17 protein-coding genes are annotated in these 18,153 nt (G+C 45.0%); 16 read left to right on the top strand and 1 reads right to left on the bottom strand.

Annotated elements, in window-relative coordinates; translation table 11 throughout:
• Positions 1-187: 187 nt before the first annotated feature.
• Complete coding sequence (locus ADS79_RS29890) at positions 188-1,597, top strand: APC family permease (RefSeq protein ID WP_049742085.1); 1,410 nt, start codon at positions 188-190, stop codon at positions 1,595-1,597.
• Positions 1,587-2,468 (top strand): agmatinase family protein, encoded by an 882-nt coding sequence (locus ADS79_RS29885; RefSeq protein ID WP_049742084.1) that lies wholly within the window; start codon positions 1,587-1,589, stop codon positions 2,466-2,468. Before ADS79_RS29890 ends, ADS79_RS29885 begins: the two co-directional genes overlap by 11 nt.
• Before the next feature lie 333 nt (positions 2,469-2,801).
• Here ADS79_RS29885 and ADS79_RS29880 read toward each other — a convergent pair whose 3' ends face one another.
• Positions 2,802-3,596: a pirin family protein gene (locus ADS79_RS29880; protein WP_049742083.1), complete on the bottom strand. Its 795-nt coding sequence runs from the start codon at positions 3,594-3,596 to the stop codon at positions 2,802-2,804.
• Positions 3,597-3,743: 147 nt separating this feature from the next.
• Between ADS79_RS29880 and ADS79_RS29875 the strand changes: the two genes are divergently transcribed.
• From ADS79_RS29875 to ADS79_RS29810, 14 genes are all read left to right on the top strand, one after another.
• Positions 3,744-4,304: an NADPH-dependent FMN reductase gene (locus ADS79_RS29875; protein WP_049742082.1), complete on the top strand. Its 561-nt coding sequence runs from the start codon at positions 3,744-3,746 to the stop codon at positions 4,302-4,304.
• A gap of 214 nt (positions 4,305-4,518) precedes the next feature.
• Complete coding sequence (locus tag ADS79_RS29870) at positions 4,519-5,364, top strand: GIY-YIG nuclease family protein (RefSeq protein ID WP_049742081.1); 846 nt, start codon at positions 4,519-4,521, stop codon at positions 5,362-5,364.
• Between the two features lie 172 nt (positions 5,365-5,536).
• On the top strand, positions 5,537-6,181 hold the full coding sequence (locus ADS79_RS29865) for a hypothetical protein (protein ID WP_049742080.1): 645 nt from the start codon (positions 5,537-5,539) through the stop codon (positions 6,179-6,181).
• 341 nt (positions 6,182-6,522) lie between these two features.
• Positions 6,523-7,170 (top strand): 2OG-Fe(II) oxygenase, encoded by a 648-nt coding sequence (locus ADS79_RS29860; RefSeq protein WP_049742079.1) that lies wholly within the window; start codon positions 6,523-6,525, stop codon positions 7,168-7,170.
• 331 nt (positions 7,171-7,501) lie between these two features.
• Entirely contained in the window at positions 7,502-8,695 is a 1,194-nt protein-coding gene (locus ADS79_RS29855) for a M20 metallopeptidase family protein (RefSeq protein WP_236700141.1), read from the top strand.
• A gap of 34 nt (positions 8,696-8,729) precedes the next feature.
• Entirely contained in the window at positions 8,730-10,043 is a 1,314-nt protein-coding gene (locus ADS79_RS29850; RefSeq protein WP_049742078.1) for an SLC13 family permease, read from the top strand.
• 19 nt (positions 10,044-10,062) lie between these two features.
• Positions 10,063-10,860, top strand: a complete 798-nt coding sequence (locus ADS79_RS29845) for a serine hydrolase (protein WP_049742077.1) — start codon at positions 10,063-10,065, stop codon at positions 10,858-10,860.
• A 22-nt stretch (positions 10,861-10,882) separates the two neighbouring features.
• Entirely contained in the window at positions 10,883-12,220 is a 1,338-nt protein-coding gene (locus tag ADS79_RS29840; RefSeq protein ID WP_049742076.1) for a CapA family protein, read from the top strand.
• A 161-nt stretch (positions 12,221-12,381) separates the two neighbouring features.
• Complete coding sequence (locus ADS79_RS29835; RefSeq protein ID WP_049742075.1) at positions 12,382-13,677, top strand: hypothetical protein; 1,296 nt, start codon at positions 12,382-12,384, stop codon at positions 13,675-13,677.
• Positions 13,678-13,831: 154 nt separating this feature from the next.
• Entirely contained in the window at positions 13,832-14,527 is a 696-nt protein-coding gene (locus ADS79_RS29830) for a hypothetical protein (RefSeq protein WP_049742074.1), read from the top strand.
• 32 nt (positions 14,528-14,559) lie between these two features.
• Entirely contained in the window at positions 14,560-15,549 is a 990-nt protein-coding gene (locus ADS79_RS29825; protein WP_084766115.1) for an FAD:protein FMN transferase, read from the top strand.
• Positions 15,550-15,569: 20 nt separating this feature from the next.
• A complete protein-coding gene (locus ADS79_RS29820) occupies positions 15,570-16,136 on the top strand; it encodes a ferric reductase (RefSeq protein ID WP_236700140.1) in 567 nt (188 codons plus the stop codon).
• The gene (locus ADS79_RS29815) at positions 16,111-16,806 is read left to right on the top strand and encodes a response regulator transcription factor (protein WP_049742072.1); all 696 of its coding nucleotides are present in this window, start codon (positions 16,111-16,113) and stop codon (positions 16,804-16,806) included. Before ADS79_RS29820 ends, ADS79_RS29815 begins: the two co-directional genes overlap by 26 nt.
• Entirely contained in the window at positions 16,799-18,127 is a 1,329-nt protein-coding gene (locus ADS79_RS29810; protein ID WP_049742071.1) for a sensor histidine kinase, read from the top strand. Before ADS79_RS29815 ends, ADS79_RS29810 begins: the two co-directional genes overlap by 8 nt.
• The last annotated feature ends 26 nt before the right edge of the window (positions 18,128-18,153 follow it).

Here is an 18,153-nt window from a genome sequence, read left to right as displayed (position 1 = left end):
CTTCTAAACATGGAGTTAAAAATGATTAGCCCATTAATAATAAATTTATATGTGAATGGCTTAATATACTACCTTAAAATCCAGTGAAAACTACGTTGGCATAATTGTTGCTTTGATAGTTTGCGATCTCTGAATTTTTTATCAATTGGCTAGAAAATGAAGAGATGAAACGAAAGGAGGAAAATACTTGAACAGTAACAGCAAGGGAATGTCTACAAAAGATTACTTTGGTCTGGCATTCGGAAGTATGATTGGGATTGGCTGGGTTATTTCCGTTCCTGCTTGGATGGGAACTGCAGGCAGTGTTGGTGCTATCATCGCTGTCGCACTAACAATGCTCATGATCATCCCAATTGGCTTTGTTTATGGTGAACTTACATCAAGTTTAAAAGTCAGAGGAGGAGAGTTTGCTTATACATTCGTAGCTATAGGGAAAGTGCCAGCATTTATATGTGGATGGTTTCTTATTCTAGGTTATTTAATCATTTTACCATGGGTTGCTATATCTGTTTCATTACTGGCAAGTTATGTTTTCCCATGGTTAAACTCAATACCAATTTATTCAGTGTTTAACTATCAAGTGTATCTGCCACAATTGCTAGTAAGTTTATTAGTGGTCGGGATAATTGTTTATATGAACTGGAAAGGTACGAAGCAATCAACGATTTTTCAAAATACAGCCACCTTTATGATGATAGTTACTTTTATTCTCTTTATTATCGGGGGGATGTTCGTAGGAGATTCGGAAAATTTTAAACCATTATTCTCTTCCGAGGGAAAAGTAAATAGTATTGTTTTAGCGATGGCAGCTATTCTGTTTTTTATGAACGGGTTTGACACCATTCCAAAGACGGTCGAAGAGGCAGATAGCAAAATAAATTATTCTAATCTAGGAAAAGTTATAGTTGGAACTATCACTTTAGGTGGTCTACTCTATATTCTAATTATCATTTCATCCTCTTTTATAATGCCTGCAGATAAAATCGGAAATATGGGATCGTTGCCGTTAATCAATGCACTTGAAACAACTACGGGTTCAAAATTTCTTCCGTATATCGTTGCTTTTGGTGCACTTATGGGAGTTATTACAACATTTAATGGGTTTTTATTAGCAGGAAGCCGTTTAATTGTTTCATTTTCTAAAGCTGGTTTTTTACCTGAAGCATTTTCTAAAACCCATCCTAAATATAAATCCCCAACTGTTACCTTGATAGTTATGACAATTATTTCGGTCATCGGTATTTTATTAGGAAGTGGTGTCCTTCTTCCGTTTATTATCATGGGGGGAATTTCCTTCCTTATTGCATGGTTTTGTATGGCAATAAGCAGTGTGAAAATTCGTAAGGATCGTCCGAATCTGCACAGACCATATAAAATTCCAGGTGGACTTTCAATGGCATATATAGCGACCTTTTTCTCAGGACTCTTTCTTGTCTTGATGATAATTCCTGGTACTCCTATTTCAATGGGAAAAGTTGAATATATTTTATTTACCTGCTGGCTAGTTATTGGGTTTGTCGTATACGCATTCTTCTCAAAAGGTGACATAGCAATCGAAGATCATACATTAAAAAATGAGGGTGAGTATGTTGAGTAATCAAAAATTTGGTGTTGTCGGATTTCCATGGGACGGAGGAGCTTCTTTAGGACGACCAGGTTCTCGTTATGCTCCTAGTAAAATACGTGAGGCGTTTGTATGGTTTGTTAATCGCATTGAAAATAATCAAGTTTACAATGTTGAAAAGCGACAAACTTATCAGCTAGCTGATAATGGTATTAAAGATTTTGGGGATATAGATATTGCAGCGTATAGCACTGATGTTACTTTTAGAAATGCTGAAGAGAAAATACGTGGACTATTAGATGATAATGTATTTCCATTTGTATTAGGGGGAGACCATTCTATTTCATACCCTGTAATTAAAGCTCTTCATGATAAAACAGAGGGGAAAATTGGTATCATTCAATTTGATGCTCATTTAGATTTAGTTGATGAATCTCCAATTCAGGGGAAATTTTCCCAAAGTAGTCAAATGCGTAGAGCACTTGAACTTCCAAGAATTAATCCAGAGAATATTGTTCAAATTGGGGTGCGCAGTATTAATTATCCTTGGTATGAAAATTATTTAAAGGAAAGTGGAATTGTTCAAATTACAGCTAGAGAGGTACACAAGTCTACACCAGAGGAAGTCGTTGCTAAAACAATGGCGGCAATGAAAGATGTTGAGAAGATATATTTAACATTTGATATTGATGTATTAGATCCAGCTTATGCACCAGGCTCCGGGGCAAATGAACCAGGTGGATTAACTCCTGTACAATGTATGGAGATGCTAGATATGCTTTATTCTAAAGTAGACGCTTTTGATATTGCTGAAGTTAATCCACTTTACGATCATCAAGATATTACTACTACCTTTGCAGCCCGTATAATGTTTGACTGTGCGGTTGCAAGATTAAGTAAATAGTTACATGAAAACAAGAAAAGGAGGGCTTATATTACTGGCTCTCCTTTTCTTTGATTTTGGAGTTATTTTTTATTTACGATGAATAGTCAACCAACGCCGAACGTTTCCACTTGGAGCCGAAGGAAGAAGATCAATCACGCTAGGTAACGGGTCAGCGTGTCATTCCGTGAATCCGGTGCCGAATCTAAATGAGTGACTGCGCTCGGAAATGCTCATGTATCGCAGTTTCACCCTGCGCGTACAGGTCGGACGTGGGTTCGAATCCCCCGCTTTCACCATACATAAAAAAAATGCACCCTTTATGGGTGCTTTTACATTTATCAGCAGCTTGGCCTACTTCTCTTTATTCACTTTTAAGCGAATCTTCACCTCTTTATAGGATGGGTAGGGGAGTACACTAGGGACTTGAATAAGGATAAGCCGAGAATCTCCAAGGACACCTGCTCCAACTCTTAATAAACCAATTTCATCTCCCTCGCAAACCACAAACTCTTGTGGCTCCACCAATCTTGTTTCGTTATGAATTTGCCAATTGGATTGGCCCTCGATCCCGAGCCCAGCGATGGAATATCCATCGGGTACCATCATTTCGAAGGATTCTCCGGCAGATATTGTAACATCCCACATCTTTGCGTCTGCTACCAATTGCACGGGAGATGTGCCACCCACTATCGATTTGATGGTGCAGCCATCTTTTGTTTCAACAGGAAAGTCCTGTACCTGATAGTCAGAGTAGGTTGGAGTAGCGTAGTTGGCCTCACCCAGAAAGGGCTCAAACCAAATTTGAAAGCCGGAAGTACCTTTTTCATATTTTTCGGAGTGCTGAACCCCGCTGCCGGTTTGCATGACCTGTAAACTACCGGTACTGAGGGAGCGTTCATTACCGAGGGTATCCTGATGGTTTATGTGCCCGTTCAAGAGATAAGAAATGATCTCAAAACCACGATGAGGATGCGGAGGGAGAAAGGCATCTTCTTTCGCTTGGAACCACGCCCAATAAAATAAGGTTCCCACTCTTTCTACTGCAGACCCCTCACCCGGAAATCCGATAGGCTTTTGCTCTACAAGCCTGCCTTCGTCAAATTGGCCATATATTTGTTGATCAATGGAATAAATACGAATCGACATGCTATCATCCTTTCTTTCAAGGAAATAATCCTAAGTTTACCATTCCTTTTCGTGAATGACCTGATGCAAAATAGTGAAAAAATACTCACTCTTCTACTTGTGAGGGGATGTTATTATGGAAAAACAAAGGAACGAGGAGGTAGCTGAATGACCAAAACCATTGGCATCATTTGTGGCAGTTTACGAAAGAATTCTTATAATCGCATCATTGCTCAAGCATTGACTGAGATGGATGATTCGGTTGAGTTTCGTTGGATCGAGATTAACGATCTTCCTTTATTTAACGAAGACCTCGAAATTAGCGGTGACCCAGAAACGGTATCCTCGTTTAAATCGGCGATTCGCGATGTCGACGGTATTATGATCGTAAGCCCCGAATACAATTCCGGAATTCCGGGAGTTCTAAAGAACGCATTGGATTGGGCTTCAAGACCAGCGAAATCTTCGGTTCTCAGCAAAAAGCCAGTTGGCATAATCGGAGCAACCCCGGGGGGAATGGGCACCGCCTTTGCTCAAATACAAACCAGACAAATACTCGAAGCTATGCAAGCCCATGTGCTTCCGTTTCAAAAAGTACTCATTTCACAAGTACATGAAAAGATTGATTCCGAACAGCAGGTGCTTACGGATGAAAAAACCAAAAGGTATCTTCAGCGTTATTTGCAGCAATTTATGAACTGGATTGACCACATTCCTACGTTAGAGTAGGAAAAGAAACGAAATCTAAACTACGCCCGGGGATGCTTATGTATCGCTGTTTTACCCTGGGGTAGGCGTCGAACGGGGGGCGAATCACCTCCACCAACAAAACCCTGACCGCATTAGGTCAGGGTTTTGTTATGTTCAGTTTTGTAGACATCTTGATTGTTTGTATAAAAGATGGCAGGATTGATTCATATTCGAACTTAACAGGTGGGATAACATGGCTTCATTATACTTATCTGACATACTGAGACGGAATGGTCTGGAACCTAAGAGAGTTAAGCTGATAAGGCATTCATTAAGGGACAAAGTTATTTTGAAATGCTTTCAGAAGGGCTATATAAATGAATACCAAAAAATTCAAAAACATAATTTCTTTCAGGGATGCGATTACATCTTATCGTTTATAAGCGAGTCGGGAACGAGTGCGAAGTTCATGGGGTGTTATAAAGTTGGTTCAGGGGAAGCAGTCAAACCAAGTATGATGCCACTGAACTTCCCGGCCGTTGAAATGTTTAACGGTCCTTTATACTACTATGATTTGCAAAAAGTCGATATGATGAGCGACCTAGATGGCAGACTTATTATTGATTGGGGAAGAGCAGCGATTTCTTGGCAACAATGGGCTACGAATGATAAAGCAATCGTCTCCATTCAAGCAAGTCCAAGGTTGGCCTTCAACGGCTTTGAGAATGTCGTTATAAATTATGACGAGTTAAAAGATATCGTTACTGACCCAACGTTATATGAAAACTGGCATACGGCATTGTCTTCCATTTATGCCATCTACCTGATTACTGATCAAACTAATGGCAAATTGTATGTCGGTTCTGCTTATGGGACTGGTGGTTTATTAAGCAGATGGAAATATTATGTCCGTACACAACATGGTGACAACAAAGGTATAAAAGCAGTATTAGAGATTTCCCCAGATCGATATGAGAACTTTCAGTTTAGCATACTGCAGATTTTACCAAAAAACATTACGGCTGAAGAAGTAATAGAAATCGAGAACCTGTATAAGAAGAAGTTGATGAGTAATAGATATGGAATGAATGAAAATTGAGTACTTCGCTTATGTTGATTCGGTCATATTGATCGTTCAAAAATGAACTAGGCAAGGAAGCGGGTTCAGTGGCTTAGAAGCGAAAATAACCTTGTTCCATATTCTAGGACGAAGCCCCATCCTCCTATGCTAAAATATAGAAACACTTCCAAAGCAAAGGAGCACCACCACCATGTCTTTCTCTCTTCGTAACTTACTAATCATAATCCTTCTCGGAGTTGTAGGTGGCTTGACAATCTCCCTCCTAGACATAAAGCCTACCCCTATCGTATGGGTCACCTTTTTCATAATCGTTTTTGCCATTCTCGTCGGAAAAAACGTATACATCTTAAAATTAAGCACCAACATGAACACAGTTGAACGCTATGTAAAAAATTCAAAACATCCTTACTATCGCTTTTTGTATGCGTATCTGCATGACAACGATGCCGACGCTGAAAAAGAACTAGCAAAAATTACGTCAGATAAACTCCGCGCATACATCACCATATTGGTAGAACTGGGTCGCGGTAACTACGATTTGGTAGAAAAAAATCTCGATAAGATTCATTCAAAAGAGCATCGAGACTATTACTCCGCACATTTAGCACTGCTAAAAAATAACCAAGATGTATACAACGAACACCGATCCGGGGTCAAAAATCGTATCTACCAGTTGTCACTTGATGCTGAAATGGCATATCAACAAGGAAATACGGTAGAGGCAGAACGATTCGGTCAACAAGCCATCGCCGAATCCAAGGGTGTACAAAGATATTTGATGATCAAGACCCTTGAAAAAAACAAGCGCAACCCGAATCGGAACTCATATTTTTAGTTCTATTTCGTGGCGTCTTTTACTCCAAGAGGGACTGTCCCGATTTAACGATCGAGACAGTCCCTCTCCATGATTTTCATTCTTGGCTTTTGAGTTGATCGCGTTATGAACGGCCCATTTTTCAACTTGGTTAAGGGTGTCTCAAGATATTTTGTAAGACAGTGATGGAGAGTAAGTCCAGTCTGACAGGATATCTAAAAACACATCCATAATCTCATCAGTTCCACCATAAACGGGCCATAAAAAAAAGTTTGTTTTTGCGTGAATTTTCTTACATCCAATTACCCATTTTATGGTATTCTATTTTTTGCAACGGAAGTCATATACATGGGGTGCATTACATGAAAATGCATACGACAGAAAAGGAACAGACCATTTTTGATCACGCTGGAAATCGGATCAAGACAGACAATCGAGAAATTCGAATTCTTGCCAGGTATGAGGAACCGCTGGTTGTAGTATTAGGAAATGTGCTAAGCGATGACGAATGTGATGAGCTAATCGAACATTCTAGGGAACGATTACAACGCTCAAAAATAGGCGAAGATCGATCGCTCAATTCCATTCGAACGAGCAGCGGGGTGTTCTGCGAGCAGACAGAGACGATAACAAGGATCGAGAAGCGAATCTCACAAATCATGAATATTCCTATCGAGCACGGTGATGGCTTGCAAGTTTTGCGTTATACCCCGGGGCAAGAATATAAACCTCATTATGACTTCTTTGCAGAAACGAGTCGAGCAAGTATGAACAATCGAATTAGTACGCTCGTCATGTATTTGAATGATGTGGAGCAAGGCGGAGAAACGGTGTTTCCTTTGCTTAATTTATCTGTTTTTCCTGCCAAGGGCATGGCTGTCTACTTTGAATATTTTTACCAAAATCATGAGTTGAATAAGTCCACTTTGCATGCAGGGACACAAGTGATCCACGGAGAAAAGTGGGTTGCAACGATGTGGATGAGAAGACAAAACTTTCGGGTTTCCTAGGTCGTTTTAAAAGAAAGTAAGCCACCTGATGAGGGTGGTTTTTTATTAGTATGTAGAACTTTCAAGAAGTGCTGAAACACCCCATTCCCCATATTCCTCCTCAACATATCAATAACCAAACTAAACTAAAAATATCGAATATTAAATTGACAGACTATAAAAATATGAGTATAGTAAATTTACAAGTTATATAACGACGACTAAACGACAAATTAATAGTACAAGAGGGGGGCAAACAAAGAGCCTCATATTTTATCACCATTTAACGACTACTAAACGTCAATTTTTGTTTTCAACAATGCAAGCGTTTTCTTGAGCGAGGAGGATCAGCATGACACGAATGAACGCAACCGTAAAAGGGAAAGCAGATGAAAGCTACATCAAGGAGCTTCGCCGAGAATTTCATCGCAATCCTGAGTTAAGCGGGCAAGAACAGCGCACTTCCCAGCGTGTAATAGAAGAACTGAAGAAGCTCTCGATTCATGAGATCCGCCCCAATATGGCAGGCTATGGGGTGCTGGCTGTCATCGGTCAAAAGAAAGACGGGCCAACCGTAGCGCTTCGTGCCGACATGGATGCACTGCCCATTTTCGAACAATCGGGTGTACCCTTTGCTTCCCAGAATGAAGGTGTCATGCATGCATGTGGACACGATGCACATACCGCCATGCTGCTCGGCGCAGCCAAAATTCTCAAGAGTACGGAGCAGGAGCTGCCAGGCCGAGTTCTCCTGGTATTTCAGCCGGCGGAGGAGAACAGTCCGGTTGGGGGCGCAAAACCGCTCATCGAAGCAGGGGCCTTTCTCGATCCGAAGCCAGATGCGATCTTCGGACTGCATGTATGGCCGTCGTTGCCTGCGGGACAGGTTGGGGTACGAGAAGGAAACTTCATGGGCGCTTCCGACCGATTCCGGGTACGGATCATTGGAAAAGGCGGACATGCAAGCATGCCGCATGAAACGATTGATGCCGCTATCGTGGCTGTACAGGTGGCACAGGTTCTACAAACGATTGTCAGCCGCAATGTCAATCCACTCGATGCGGGAGTGATCACCCTGGGGAAAATCCAGGCGGGTACTGGCCACAATGTGATTGCGAGCGAAGCTTTGCTGGAGGGAACCGTCCGAACCTTCGCGCCCAAGACACGGGAAATGATAAAAGAACGTTTTTATTCGATTGTGCAAAGTGTGGTTGAGAGTATGGGCGCTACCGTAGAAATCGATTATCAGCTCGGTTATCCGGTTCTCTCCAATACACCGGAGATGGTCGATATCGTGCGTGAGGCAAGCACTGCAATGCTAGGAGAACGAGCGCTTCCTCAGGTAGAGCCTGCTATGGTGGCCGAAGACTTTGCTGTTTATTTGCAGCATTTCCCCGGAGCATTCTTCTGGTTGGGGTGCGGCTTTGAGGATACTTCGCTCAATGCACCACTGCATCATCCGAGGTTCATGCTTGATGAGGGCATGCTGACCACTGGTTCCGAGATGCTGGCAGAAACAGCACTGCGCTTTTTACGCTCACGTTAATCCATAAAAACAAGTCATCTAAGGAGGTATTGCCATGGTAACTGCTCCATCGCTTTGGGGACTCATTCCGTTGTTTCTGTTCATTGTTCTGATCTTTCTGAAGTGGAATCCGATCGCTGCGATTGGCGGCGCCATTATTGTCGGGGCTGTGATGAGCGGGGCGAGCTTGATGGATGTCGCTACGGTCATCGCGAAAAATGGGATGACGGACTTTGTCGCCTATATCGGGCTGGTCATTCTCGCAGGCGGCGGTTTAGGGAAAATCGCTGAGAAGACCGGGGTAGCCCGAAATATTGTGAGCTTTATTTTAAAGCGGGTAGGGATTAACTCCCCGAATAAAGCAATGATCAGTACCATGATTGCATCTTGTGTATTGTCTGCTTTGCTGGGGACACTCGCAGGCGCTAATGCGATTATCGCGCCTGTGCTGATCCCGGTCGTTGCCGCAGCAGGTCTTTCCTCCAGTGTCGTTGCCATTTTGTTTCACGGTGCGGCAGCCGCAGGATTGCTGCTAGGACCTTTCACTCCTCCGATGGTGACGTTGATGGAGCTAACGGGCCTGAGCTATCCACAAGTGCTGTTGAACGCAGGACTGCCTTATGCGATTGTGCTACTCATCGTTACTTTTGTCTACAGCAAGGTCATTTTGAAAAAAACCATCAAGGATTATGCGTATCCGAGTGAAGATGCCAACGTGCATGTAGAGGAACCAAACCACGACCCTCGACAAGCGATGATTTCCAAGCAAGCCACAGCAGCATTTCTGATTACGCTGATCGGTGCGATTATTTACGGAATCACGGTGAAGGGCGGAGCGAACTTTACTATCGTGGTGATCTTGCTTACAGCGATCGTTACAGGTCTTGCTGGTCGCATGAATCCCAACCAGATTTCCGAAACCTTCGTAGAAGGCGCGAAGCCGCTTTTGTGGATTTTCCTGCAATTTGTACTCTTTACGCCATTTATCTACTTCATCGAAAAAATGGGCGGATTCGAAGCGCTGAAGAACCTGCTGCTTCCTTTGGTAGAAAGCAGCGGTCAAACAGGAATGATCATCATCAGTACGCTGGTCAACGTCGCCGGTATTCCGGGCGCTGCGGTAGCGCACTCGATCCTGATGCACAAGATGTTCCTGCCGACCGTAACCAATCTGCATGTACCGATGTCGATTTGGGCGCTGGCGCTCTTGGTAGGCTCGCAAATGCCATCCTTCCTGTACCCAACGGGAGACGCAATCGGGGCCATGGGTCTTGCCAGATCCAATGACTTGAAAAACGTCATCATCTTCGGTGTCGTGGCGACAGTGGCAGTGATGCTTCTGGTGATTGTGTACGCGTTTCTTCTATAAATAAGGCAGGTGTAAAGACATGAAGAAGAGCAAGCTGGAAAAGACGATTCAGGAGCTGGCAGCTTCTGTTGACGGACGAGTGGCCGTATACATCGAGTGGGATGAGGGACGTATCGGCCTGAATGAGCAGGAAGCTTTTCCTTCTGCAAGTCTCATTAAAATACCGATCATGCTTGAGGCACTGAGACAGGAACAGGTGGGGCAAACAGATTTAAACACTAGCCTGGCAATTCCTGCTGAAGAACGAGTTGGGGGGATGGGCGTACTCGCCAACCTCTCGTCGGATATTCAGCTTCCCCTGCGGGATCTGGTCTCGCTGATGATTGCGATTTCCGATAATACGGCTACCAATCTGGTCATTCAAAAAGTAACGATGGAAGCGGTCAATCAATTGGCAGCGCGTCTCGGATGTCAGCAAACCGTACTGGCGAGAAAAATGATGGACACCGAGGCCGTGCGGCAGGGAAGGGACAATTACACCTCTGCGCAGGATATCGGTTTGTTCCTGAAAGAGATCATAGTAGGAAATGCGCTGGATTCATCCAGAAAAGAGGCAGCCTTTCAAATGATGCGACAACAGCAATTCCATACAAAGCTGCCCGCATATTTCCTTGGTGAGCTGCCTCTAGACGCATGCTTTGCCCATAAAACAGGGGAGCTGGCAGGAATTGAGCATGATGCTGGCATCCTGAAAATCGGAAAACAATACATTACGATGGCGGTTCTCACAAGAGATCTGGCAGATGAAGCAGCCGGGCGAGAGTTTATCGCCAAAGTGGGAAAAGCCGTGTTTGATACGTTTTGCCAGAGAGATTAACAGGGTGTAGGAGGAAACCAAGATGAAACACAATGAAGAAGGATTGAAAATTGTACTGACAGGAGACAGCATTATCGCACGACGCATCGGTGTCTATGAAGACGAACCGACGAAAGAGCTGGTGAAGCTAATCAAGGATGCAGATGTCTCCTTTACCAATCTGGAAGTACTGCCAAACGATTTTCAGGGTCATCCGGCAGCAAGAAGCGACGGAGCGCACTTCGCAGCTCACTCTTGGGTACTGGATGAACTGGTTGATATGGGATTTAACCTGTTCTCCGTCGCCAATAACCACGCGCTAGATTACGGTGTGGAAGGTTTGCTCGCTACTTTTAAAGAGCTGGAAGACAGAAAAATGTCCTATGCAGGGGCAGGGCGAAATCTCGCGGATTCCCGGATGCCGGTCTACTACGATACCGATGCTGGCAGCGTAGCGATGATTTCTTGCACGTCCACCTTCTTTGAGGAACAGTCAGCCGGAGACCAAAGCCCGGAGGCAAATGGACGACCAGGTGTAAATCCACTCCATTTTGATGTGGTCTATGAAGTAACGGAAGAGCAGCTGTCTGTTCTGCGTCAGGTCTCTGATGACCTGGGCCTGGAAACACAGCGCAAGGAGTGGGTCAGACTTGGCTTTGCTGCCGATCCTAAGGATGCCAGCTTGCTTCCATTGGTAGATTCCAATTTGCGTGTAGCGGGGACATTGAATGCCAACTTCCGTGCTGCTGAAAAAGCGGCGGTGCGCACAGTGCCAAATGCACAGGATTTAGAAGAAATTGTAAAATGGGTAAAAGAAGCGAAATCCCGCTCAGACATCGTTATTGTCAGTCTGCATGCTCATGAGCAAGGGGATACAAGAGAGCAGCCAGCCGAGTTCATTCAGATGTTTGCTCGAAGTGTCATCGATGCAGGAGCCGATATTGTCGTTGGACATGGACCGCATCTCTTGAGAGGGATGGAGTTGTACGAGGGGAAACCGATTTTTTACAGCATCGGCAACTTCATCGGACAAAACGAACTGATTTACAAGCTGCCAGCGGATTCGTATAAACGCTTCGGAATCGACAAAAACTTGGCACCAAGTGAAGTATTCCGCATTCGCAGTCAGGACGGGAAAAAAGGCTTCCCTGGTGATCCGCTGTACTGGCAGACAGTTGTTCCGGTGTGCCGCTTTCAAGACGGAAAGCTCGTCCAGCTTGAAATCGCACCTGTGGAAATAACCTACTCCCAAAAGCCACACAAGCGGGGCAGACCGTGCATGGCAAAAGGGCAGCGGGCTGAAGAGATTTTGCACAAGTTCCGTGAGCTCTCCAAAGAGTTCGGTACCAGCATCAATGAAAATGGACAGGTATTGCTGTAACTACGAATAGCTATAGGTGAGCCAGTGGTACGCTATGCACATGTATCACTGGCTTTTTCTGTCTTTCCACTGGATGGATCTGAATATTTCTTGCAAAAGTTGTTTTTCATTGGTAAATATGAAAGTACCATTATCATTGTGTTGGGTTCAGGAGGACAGAAATGGAAATACGCGTTGCAGTGATAGGGACCAAAAATATGGTTCAAAAAGTAATCAGTTCAAATACGCATGAGCAGGTACAAATTCGTCCCTACGTGTATGATCGTCCGGAATACAGTGAACAATTGATCGATGAAGCCATCAACAACGATGTTTTCTTGTTCACAGGACCCATCCCCTTCTTTTTGGGGAAGCAAAAAATAGAAGAACGCGGCTTGCTGGCTATGTATATTCCCACAGACGAGCTTGCTTTTAGCGTGTCGCTTAATTACGTGACGCACCATCGAAAAATTCCCCCGACCCGCTTGTCCATCGATATTCCCCGACGCGAAATCGTGACGAACATTCTAAGTGAACTGTCGATTGAGCCGGAGAACATTTTTATAAAAGAGTTCATCTACACGGACCATCACTTTATTACAAAGGAAATGGTCGCGTTTCATCAGCATAATTGGGAGTCAGGAAACGTGGATTTCGTGCTGACCAGCGTGCAGTCTGTTTTCGATGAGCTGCAAAAGAAAAATATTCCGAGCTTTCGGGTGATCATCCCACACAAAAATATTCTCGATACGCTGCAAAGAGCAGTGACAGAAGGGGAGCTATTGCTAAGTAAAAAATCGCAGATCGCGACCGGAATCATCGAGATTAATGCGGATCAACAAGGAAAAGAAGTTTTGGATGAGCAGGTATGGAATCAAATGCAGGGCCTCCTGATGGACTTTTCCCAAAAAATGAATGCCTCGCTCAAGATGATTGATCGACATACCTTCATTATGTATGGAACCAAGGGTGGAATTCAGCAAATTACTGAGGATTATCGAGTTTTTCCTTTGATCGATCAATTAGTGAGATTGCATCATACGCCGATTCATTTTGGATTTGGATTTGGGCTGACAGCAGTAGAGGCGGAGGAGCATGCCCATATCGGACTCTACCATGCGAAGAAAATGGGGGAGCATGCGGCGTTTATCGTGACAGAGGACAAGCAAGTGATCGGTCCGTTGAACAAGTCCGTAACGAAAACCTTTCAATTGCAGAGTCAAGATGATCAAACGCTGATGATCGCGAAAAAAACAGGTGTGAGTGTATCAGCCATTACGAAAATGATGAATTTTATTGATCTGAGGCAAAATCAAATCTTCTCTGCAAACGACCTGGCAAACTATCTTCAAGTAAGCAAACGAACTTCAGAGCGACTTCTGAAAAAGCTGGTGGACAGTCAATTTGCCGAAATTTCCGGTGAGGAGCAGCCTTACCACAAAGGCAGACCACGAGCGCTGTACAAGCTATTAATTTAATGGAGGAGCAACGTTAAAGACTCATTTCGCACCGCCAGAGAGCGGTGTTTTTTACGTTTAAAATGTCTATCTCCGTTTTTGAATTTCAGGATTTTTTCAGGATAGGCTCATTATAATGAGGGGGAAGAAACGGAGAAAGGACGGTAGCAAAAGCATGGGGAAGAAGTCGAAATGGCTTAAATGGAAAATTGGAGGCAGCCTCATTGTTTCATTGGCAGCTGTATTTCAGATAGCAAAAACAGACCCAGCATTCGGGCAGGCGGTACAAGCTGCACAGAAAACGGATGATTCGTTTGATAACGACGGGGATTCGCAGGGATATCTGCCTCAGCTGACAGACGAGGCAGAGGCTGCGAAGGAGCATAAAGACGAGGAACCTGAAAACGAGGAACCTGAAAATGAGATGTCACAAGCACCGGTCGAAACAGTCCTCGCCCCAGTCGTTACGCCTACACAGAAGACAGCCCAAACTCACGCCGAGGCATCTCGATCAGTCGAGACTACTCCGGCGAAGAAGTCAGTCACCGCGCAAAAGCAGCCGAGCAAAAATTCTGTACCCAAAGCTGCAAGCAACTCGAAGCCAGCGAAAAAGGAAGGCAAGCAGTCAGTTTCAGCGAAAACGGAGACAACTCCAAGCCCGATACAAAAGCCGCCAGCATCCGTAGACTTGCCGGCAGTACAGCAGCCACCAGCGGATATTCCGGTTGCACGACCTGTTGAAAGCGCAGCCGTAACACCCGTTGAAAACAACAGCCAAAAGGAGGTTCAAACAGAAGAGAGTAATACCACAACAGAGGAAGTAAAACCGAGTGAAAAGAAAAAATCACAAACCAGAAGCCGCCACTCCTAACTGAATCGTAGGACGGTACAGTAGGAAAGGAGATGCAACAAGAAGTGCAAATGCATTACTATCGCTGCCGCGCCATGAATACCGAGATGGAAACCATTTTGCTTAGTTCATCCGAGCAAATGAGTCAAGAGCTATCGAAAATCGTGGACAGATGGTTCTACCAAGTCGAGCATCGTTTTAGCCGGTTTTTGCCGGACAGCGAGTTGTCCTATCTCAATAACCATAGTGGTCGACTCACACTGGTATCGGAGTTAATGGCAGAGGTGCTTGAGCTAGCAGAGGCTTTTCGCATACAGACAGGAGGCATCTTTACACCTTTTGTCTACGATGCGCTCCATGCTGCTGGATACAGCCAATCCTTTGAAAAACTGGATAAGGAGAAGCCGACTTCCACCGAGGAGTTTTCTTTCCGCACAGCAGCCATGATGCTTCATCCTCAAATGAAAGCTGTACAGCTGCGAGCAGGCTCACATCTCGATCTGGGAGGAATCGCAAAAGGGTGGTCGGCTGAGAAGCTTGCTGGACGCCTGCGTCGTAAGTATAGGATCAAGAGAGGTTTAGTCAATGCTGGGGGAGACGTGCAGCTATGGGGAGGCAGCAGCGTGAATGAGCCATGGCATATTGGCATCGCAAGCCCGTGGAATCAGGATGAGGAGTTGACGATCGTCTCCAGGAGAGAAGGTGCAGTAGCGACTTCCAGCGTGTTGGGCCGAAGATGGAAGAACGGGCTGCACGAAGAACAGCATCATCTCATTGATCCCCGGACCATGAAGCCTGGGAATAGTGATGTCATCCAGTGCAGCGTTGCAGGGGACAGTGTGATCTCATGCGAAATCTGGGCAAAGGTAGTCTGCATAGTGGGATTGGAGTGCGGGATAGTCCTACTGCGAAAACATTGCCCGCGCATGGAAGCACTGATCGTGTCTGAGACAGGGGACCTCCATCTAGTCAGCCATTCACATCTTCGAAATGAGAGATGGGAGATCGAGCAAATCGATTTTTTTCATGATAGAGCGATATAGAAGAAAGGAAAGCGAAGGTTATGACCGAATGGATTTTACAAATGCCTACTTGGGAGCTGATCCGGTTTTTCGGACTGCTGTCCTATTTCATGCTTTTTACCGGAGTAAGTCTGGGAATCTGCTATAGTATGCCGGGATGGACTCCGAAAACAAAGGGAAAACTTTACAAGCTGCATTCAACAGCCTCTGTTTCGGGGATGTTTCTGGGAATTTTTCATGCGATGCTGCTTGTCATTGATACGTTTATGCCTTTTTACTGGACGGAGCTGCTGTTGCCGTTTTCGGCGGAGCATTCATCGCTCATGAATGGGCTTGGTACAATCACTGCGTATGGCATGATTGCTATTATTTTGACTACTGATCTGCGGCATAAACTGAACAAGAAAGCATGGAGAGCGATCCATCTGTGTTCCTATCCCACTTTTGTGATGGCTCTCATTCATGGGATGGGCGTTGGTTCCGATACGAATGTAGGATGGGTCTTTCTTTCTTATGTTCTCACATTTGCAATAGTGACGATGCTCTTGATCATCAGAGCCTTTTTAGGAGGGAAACGCGGCCTTGCACATTCTGCTGGTAGAAGATGACCCCAAGCTGGGACCATTGATTCAATACAAATTAAGTCAGGAATATCATACGGTCGAATGGGTTTCGGACCCGGAGCTTGCGATGGAGTATGTACAGCAGACCCACTATGATCTGTACATTCTGGACTGGATGATGCCGAAAAAAAGCGGGTTGCAGCTGTGTGAGGAAATACGTACAAGCAACGATCAGACCCCTATCCTGATGCTGACGGCACGAGATGCAATCGATGATCGAGTGACTGGATTAAACAGAGGGGCAGATGATTACTTAGTCAAGCCGTTTGCCTTTGAAGAGCTGTTCGCTAGAATTCATGCATTAACTAGGCGGATTCCGGTTTTTATGAACCAGGAACAGACCTGCGAATATGCGGGGATTACGCTGAATCGGCTGACTCACGAGGTTTATCGGGAGGGTCAATTACTCCCTTTGACCAAAAAGGAGTTCCAGCTGTTGGATTTTTTCCTCAGACATGCTGAAAAGGTGCTCAATCGCGATCAAATTGTTAACTACGTCTGGGGGGTGGATGCGACGATTACCCCCAATGCTGTGGATGCTGCGATCAAGCTACTACGCAAGAAAGTGGACGACGGGTTTCCTCACAAGCTGATTCACAACGTCAGGGGTGTCGGTTATCGCCTGTATGTAGCGGGGGAGAATGAATGTGTTTGAGCATACGAGGAAGAAACTGACGCTCATGTACAGCGGCATGCTTGCGCTGATTCTGTTGGTAGTGTTCGTCGGATCGTATTGGATAGTCTCTGCTATCATTCATCGCAATGAGCAGGCACAGCTGGAATCAATCGCGGAAAAAACCATTCACGAATGGAAGGAGTCGCAGATGAGAATGCTGCTGCCTAGACCATCTGAAGAGGGAGGCAGCCCTGCCAGAGGAAGAATGGACTTTGACTTTCTGCAACCAAATCAGCTATGCCTGATCGTCTCGAAAGGGCAACAGATGCTAAAGCAAAATCCTGCCCATCACAGTTCCCTTTCGTCTGTATTTCAACAGGCGATCATGCAACAGGCACCAGAAGCAGGGGAAACATTGCGCATTCCTCTGGATGTAGATGGGGAGAAGAAAATTTTTGTGGTTTATCGTCCTGTTTTCCCAAATGAGGATGTGCATGTATACCTCGCGGAGGATGTATCCCGGATGGAGCAGCTGCTGTACCAAATGAGATGGGCGTTCTTCGTGATTGGCATCCTTTTGCTTGCGTTGACTGCTCTAATCGGATACTGGTTTTCAGGGCGGGCGATGATACCTATCAATCAGTCCTATAAAAGACAAAAAGACTTTACTACAGACGCTTCACACGAATTGCGTACACCGCTCAGTGTCATTTTGTCTTCAGCAGAAATTCTGCAGGATAAGAAAGAATCTCTGCCTGCTTTTCACCAGTCTGTACTGCAGAGCATGGTAGATGAAATACACCGGATGCGCAGGCTGATTGATGATCTGCTCACATTGGCCCGAAGCGATGTCGAGACAAATCAAAAGCTTTCTTTTCAGCCTATCGCTCTTCAAAGTCTGATTGGGGAAGTAGCCGATCGGATGCAGATCAAAGCAGGAGCAAAAGAAGTAACGGTAATAAACCGTACAGAGCTCGATTCAATCATACTGATGGGACACAGCGATTCTATCCGACAGCTGTTCTACATTTTGCTCGACAACGCAGTGAAGTACAGTGAACAGGGGGGCAAGGTCGAAATAGAAGCGCTATTGGAAGGGACGAACAAAGTGGTTTGCTCTGTCCAAAATTACGGAAACGGAATCCCTGAAGAAGATTTGCCCTACGTGTTCGAGCGGTTCTATCGTGCTGACAAGGCACGATCTCGTGATGTCGAAGGGACAGGTCTGGGACTTGCGATTGCCAAGCAAATTGTGAAAATGCACAAAGGGCAGATCAGTGTCAAAAGCTCTAAGGAACAAGGAACTCGATTCATTGTTCTACTTCCCGTGATTCAACCAAGAGGTGATACTCGACTATGACACATAATAAGAAGCGACAATGGATA

Origin of the sequence: Brevibacillus reuszeri, assembly GCF_001187725.1 — a bacterium.
Taxonomy (GTDB): Bacteria; Bacillota; Bacilli; order Brevibacillales; family Brevibacillaceae; genus Brevibacillus; species Brevibacillus reuszeri.
Note: the sequence above shows the minus strand (reverse complement) of the source record. Positions and strands in the feature narration are given on the sequence as shown.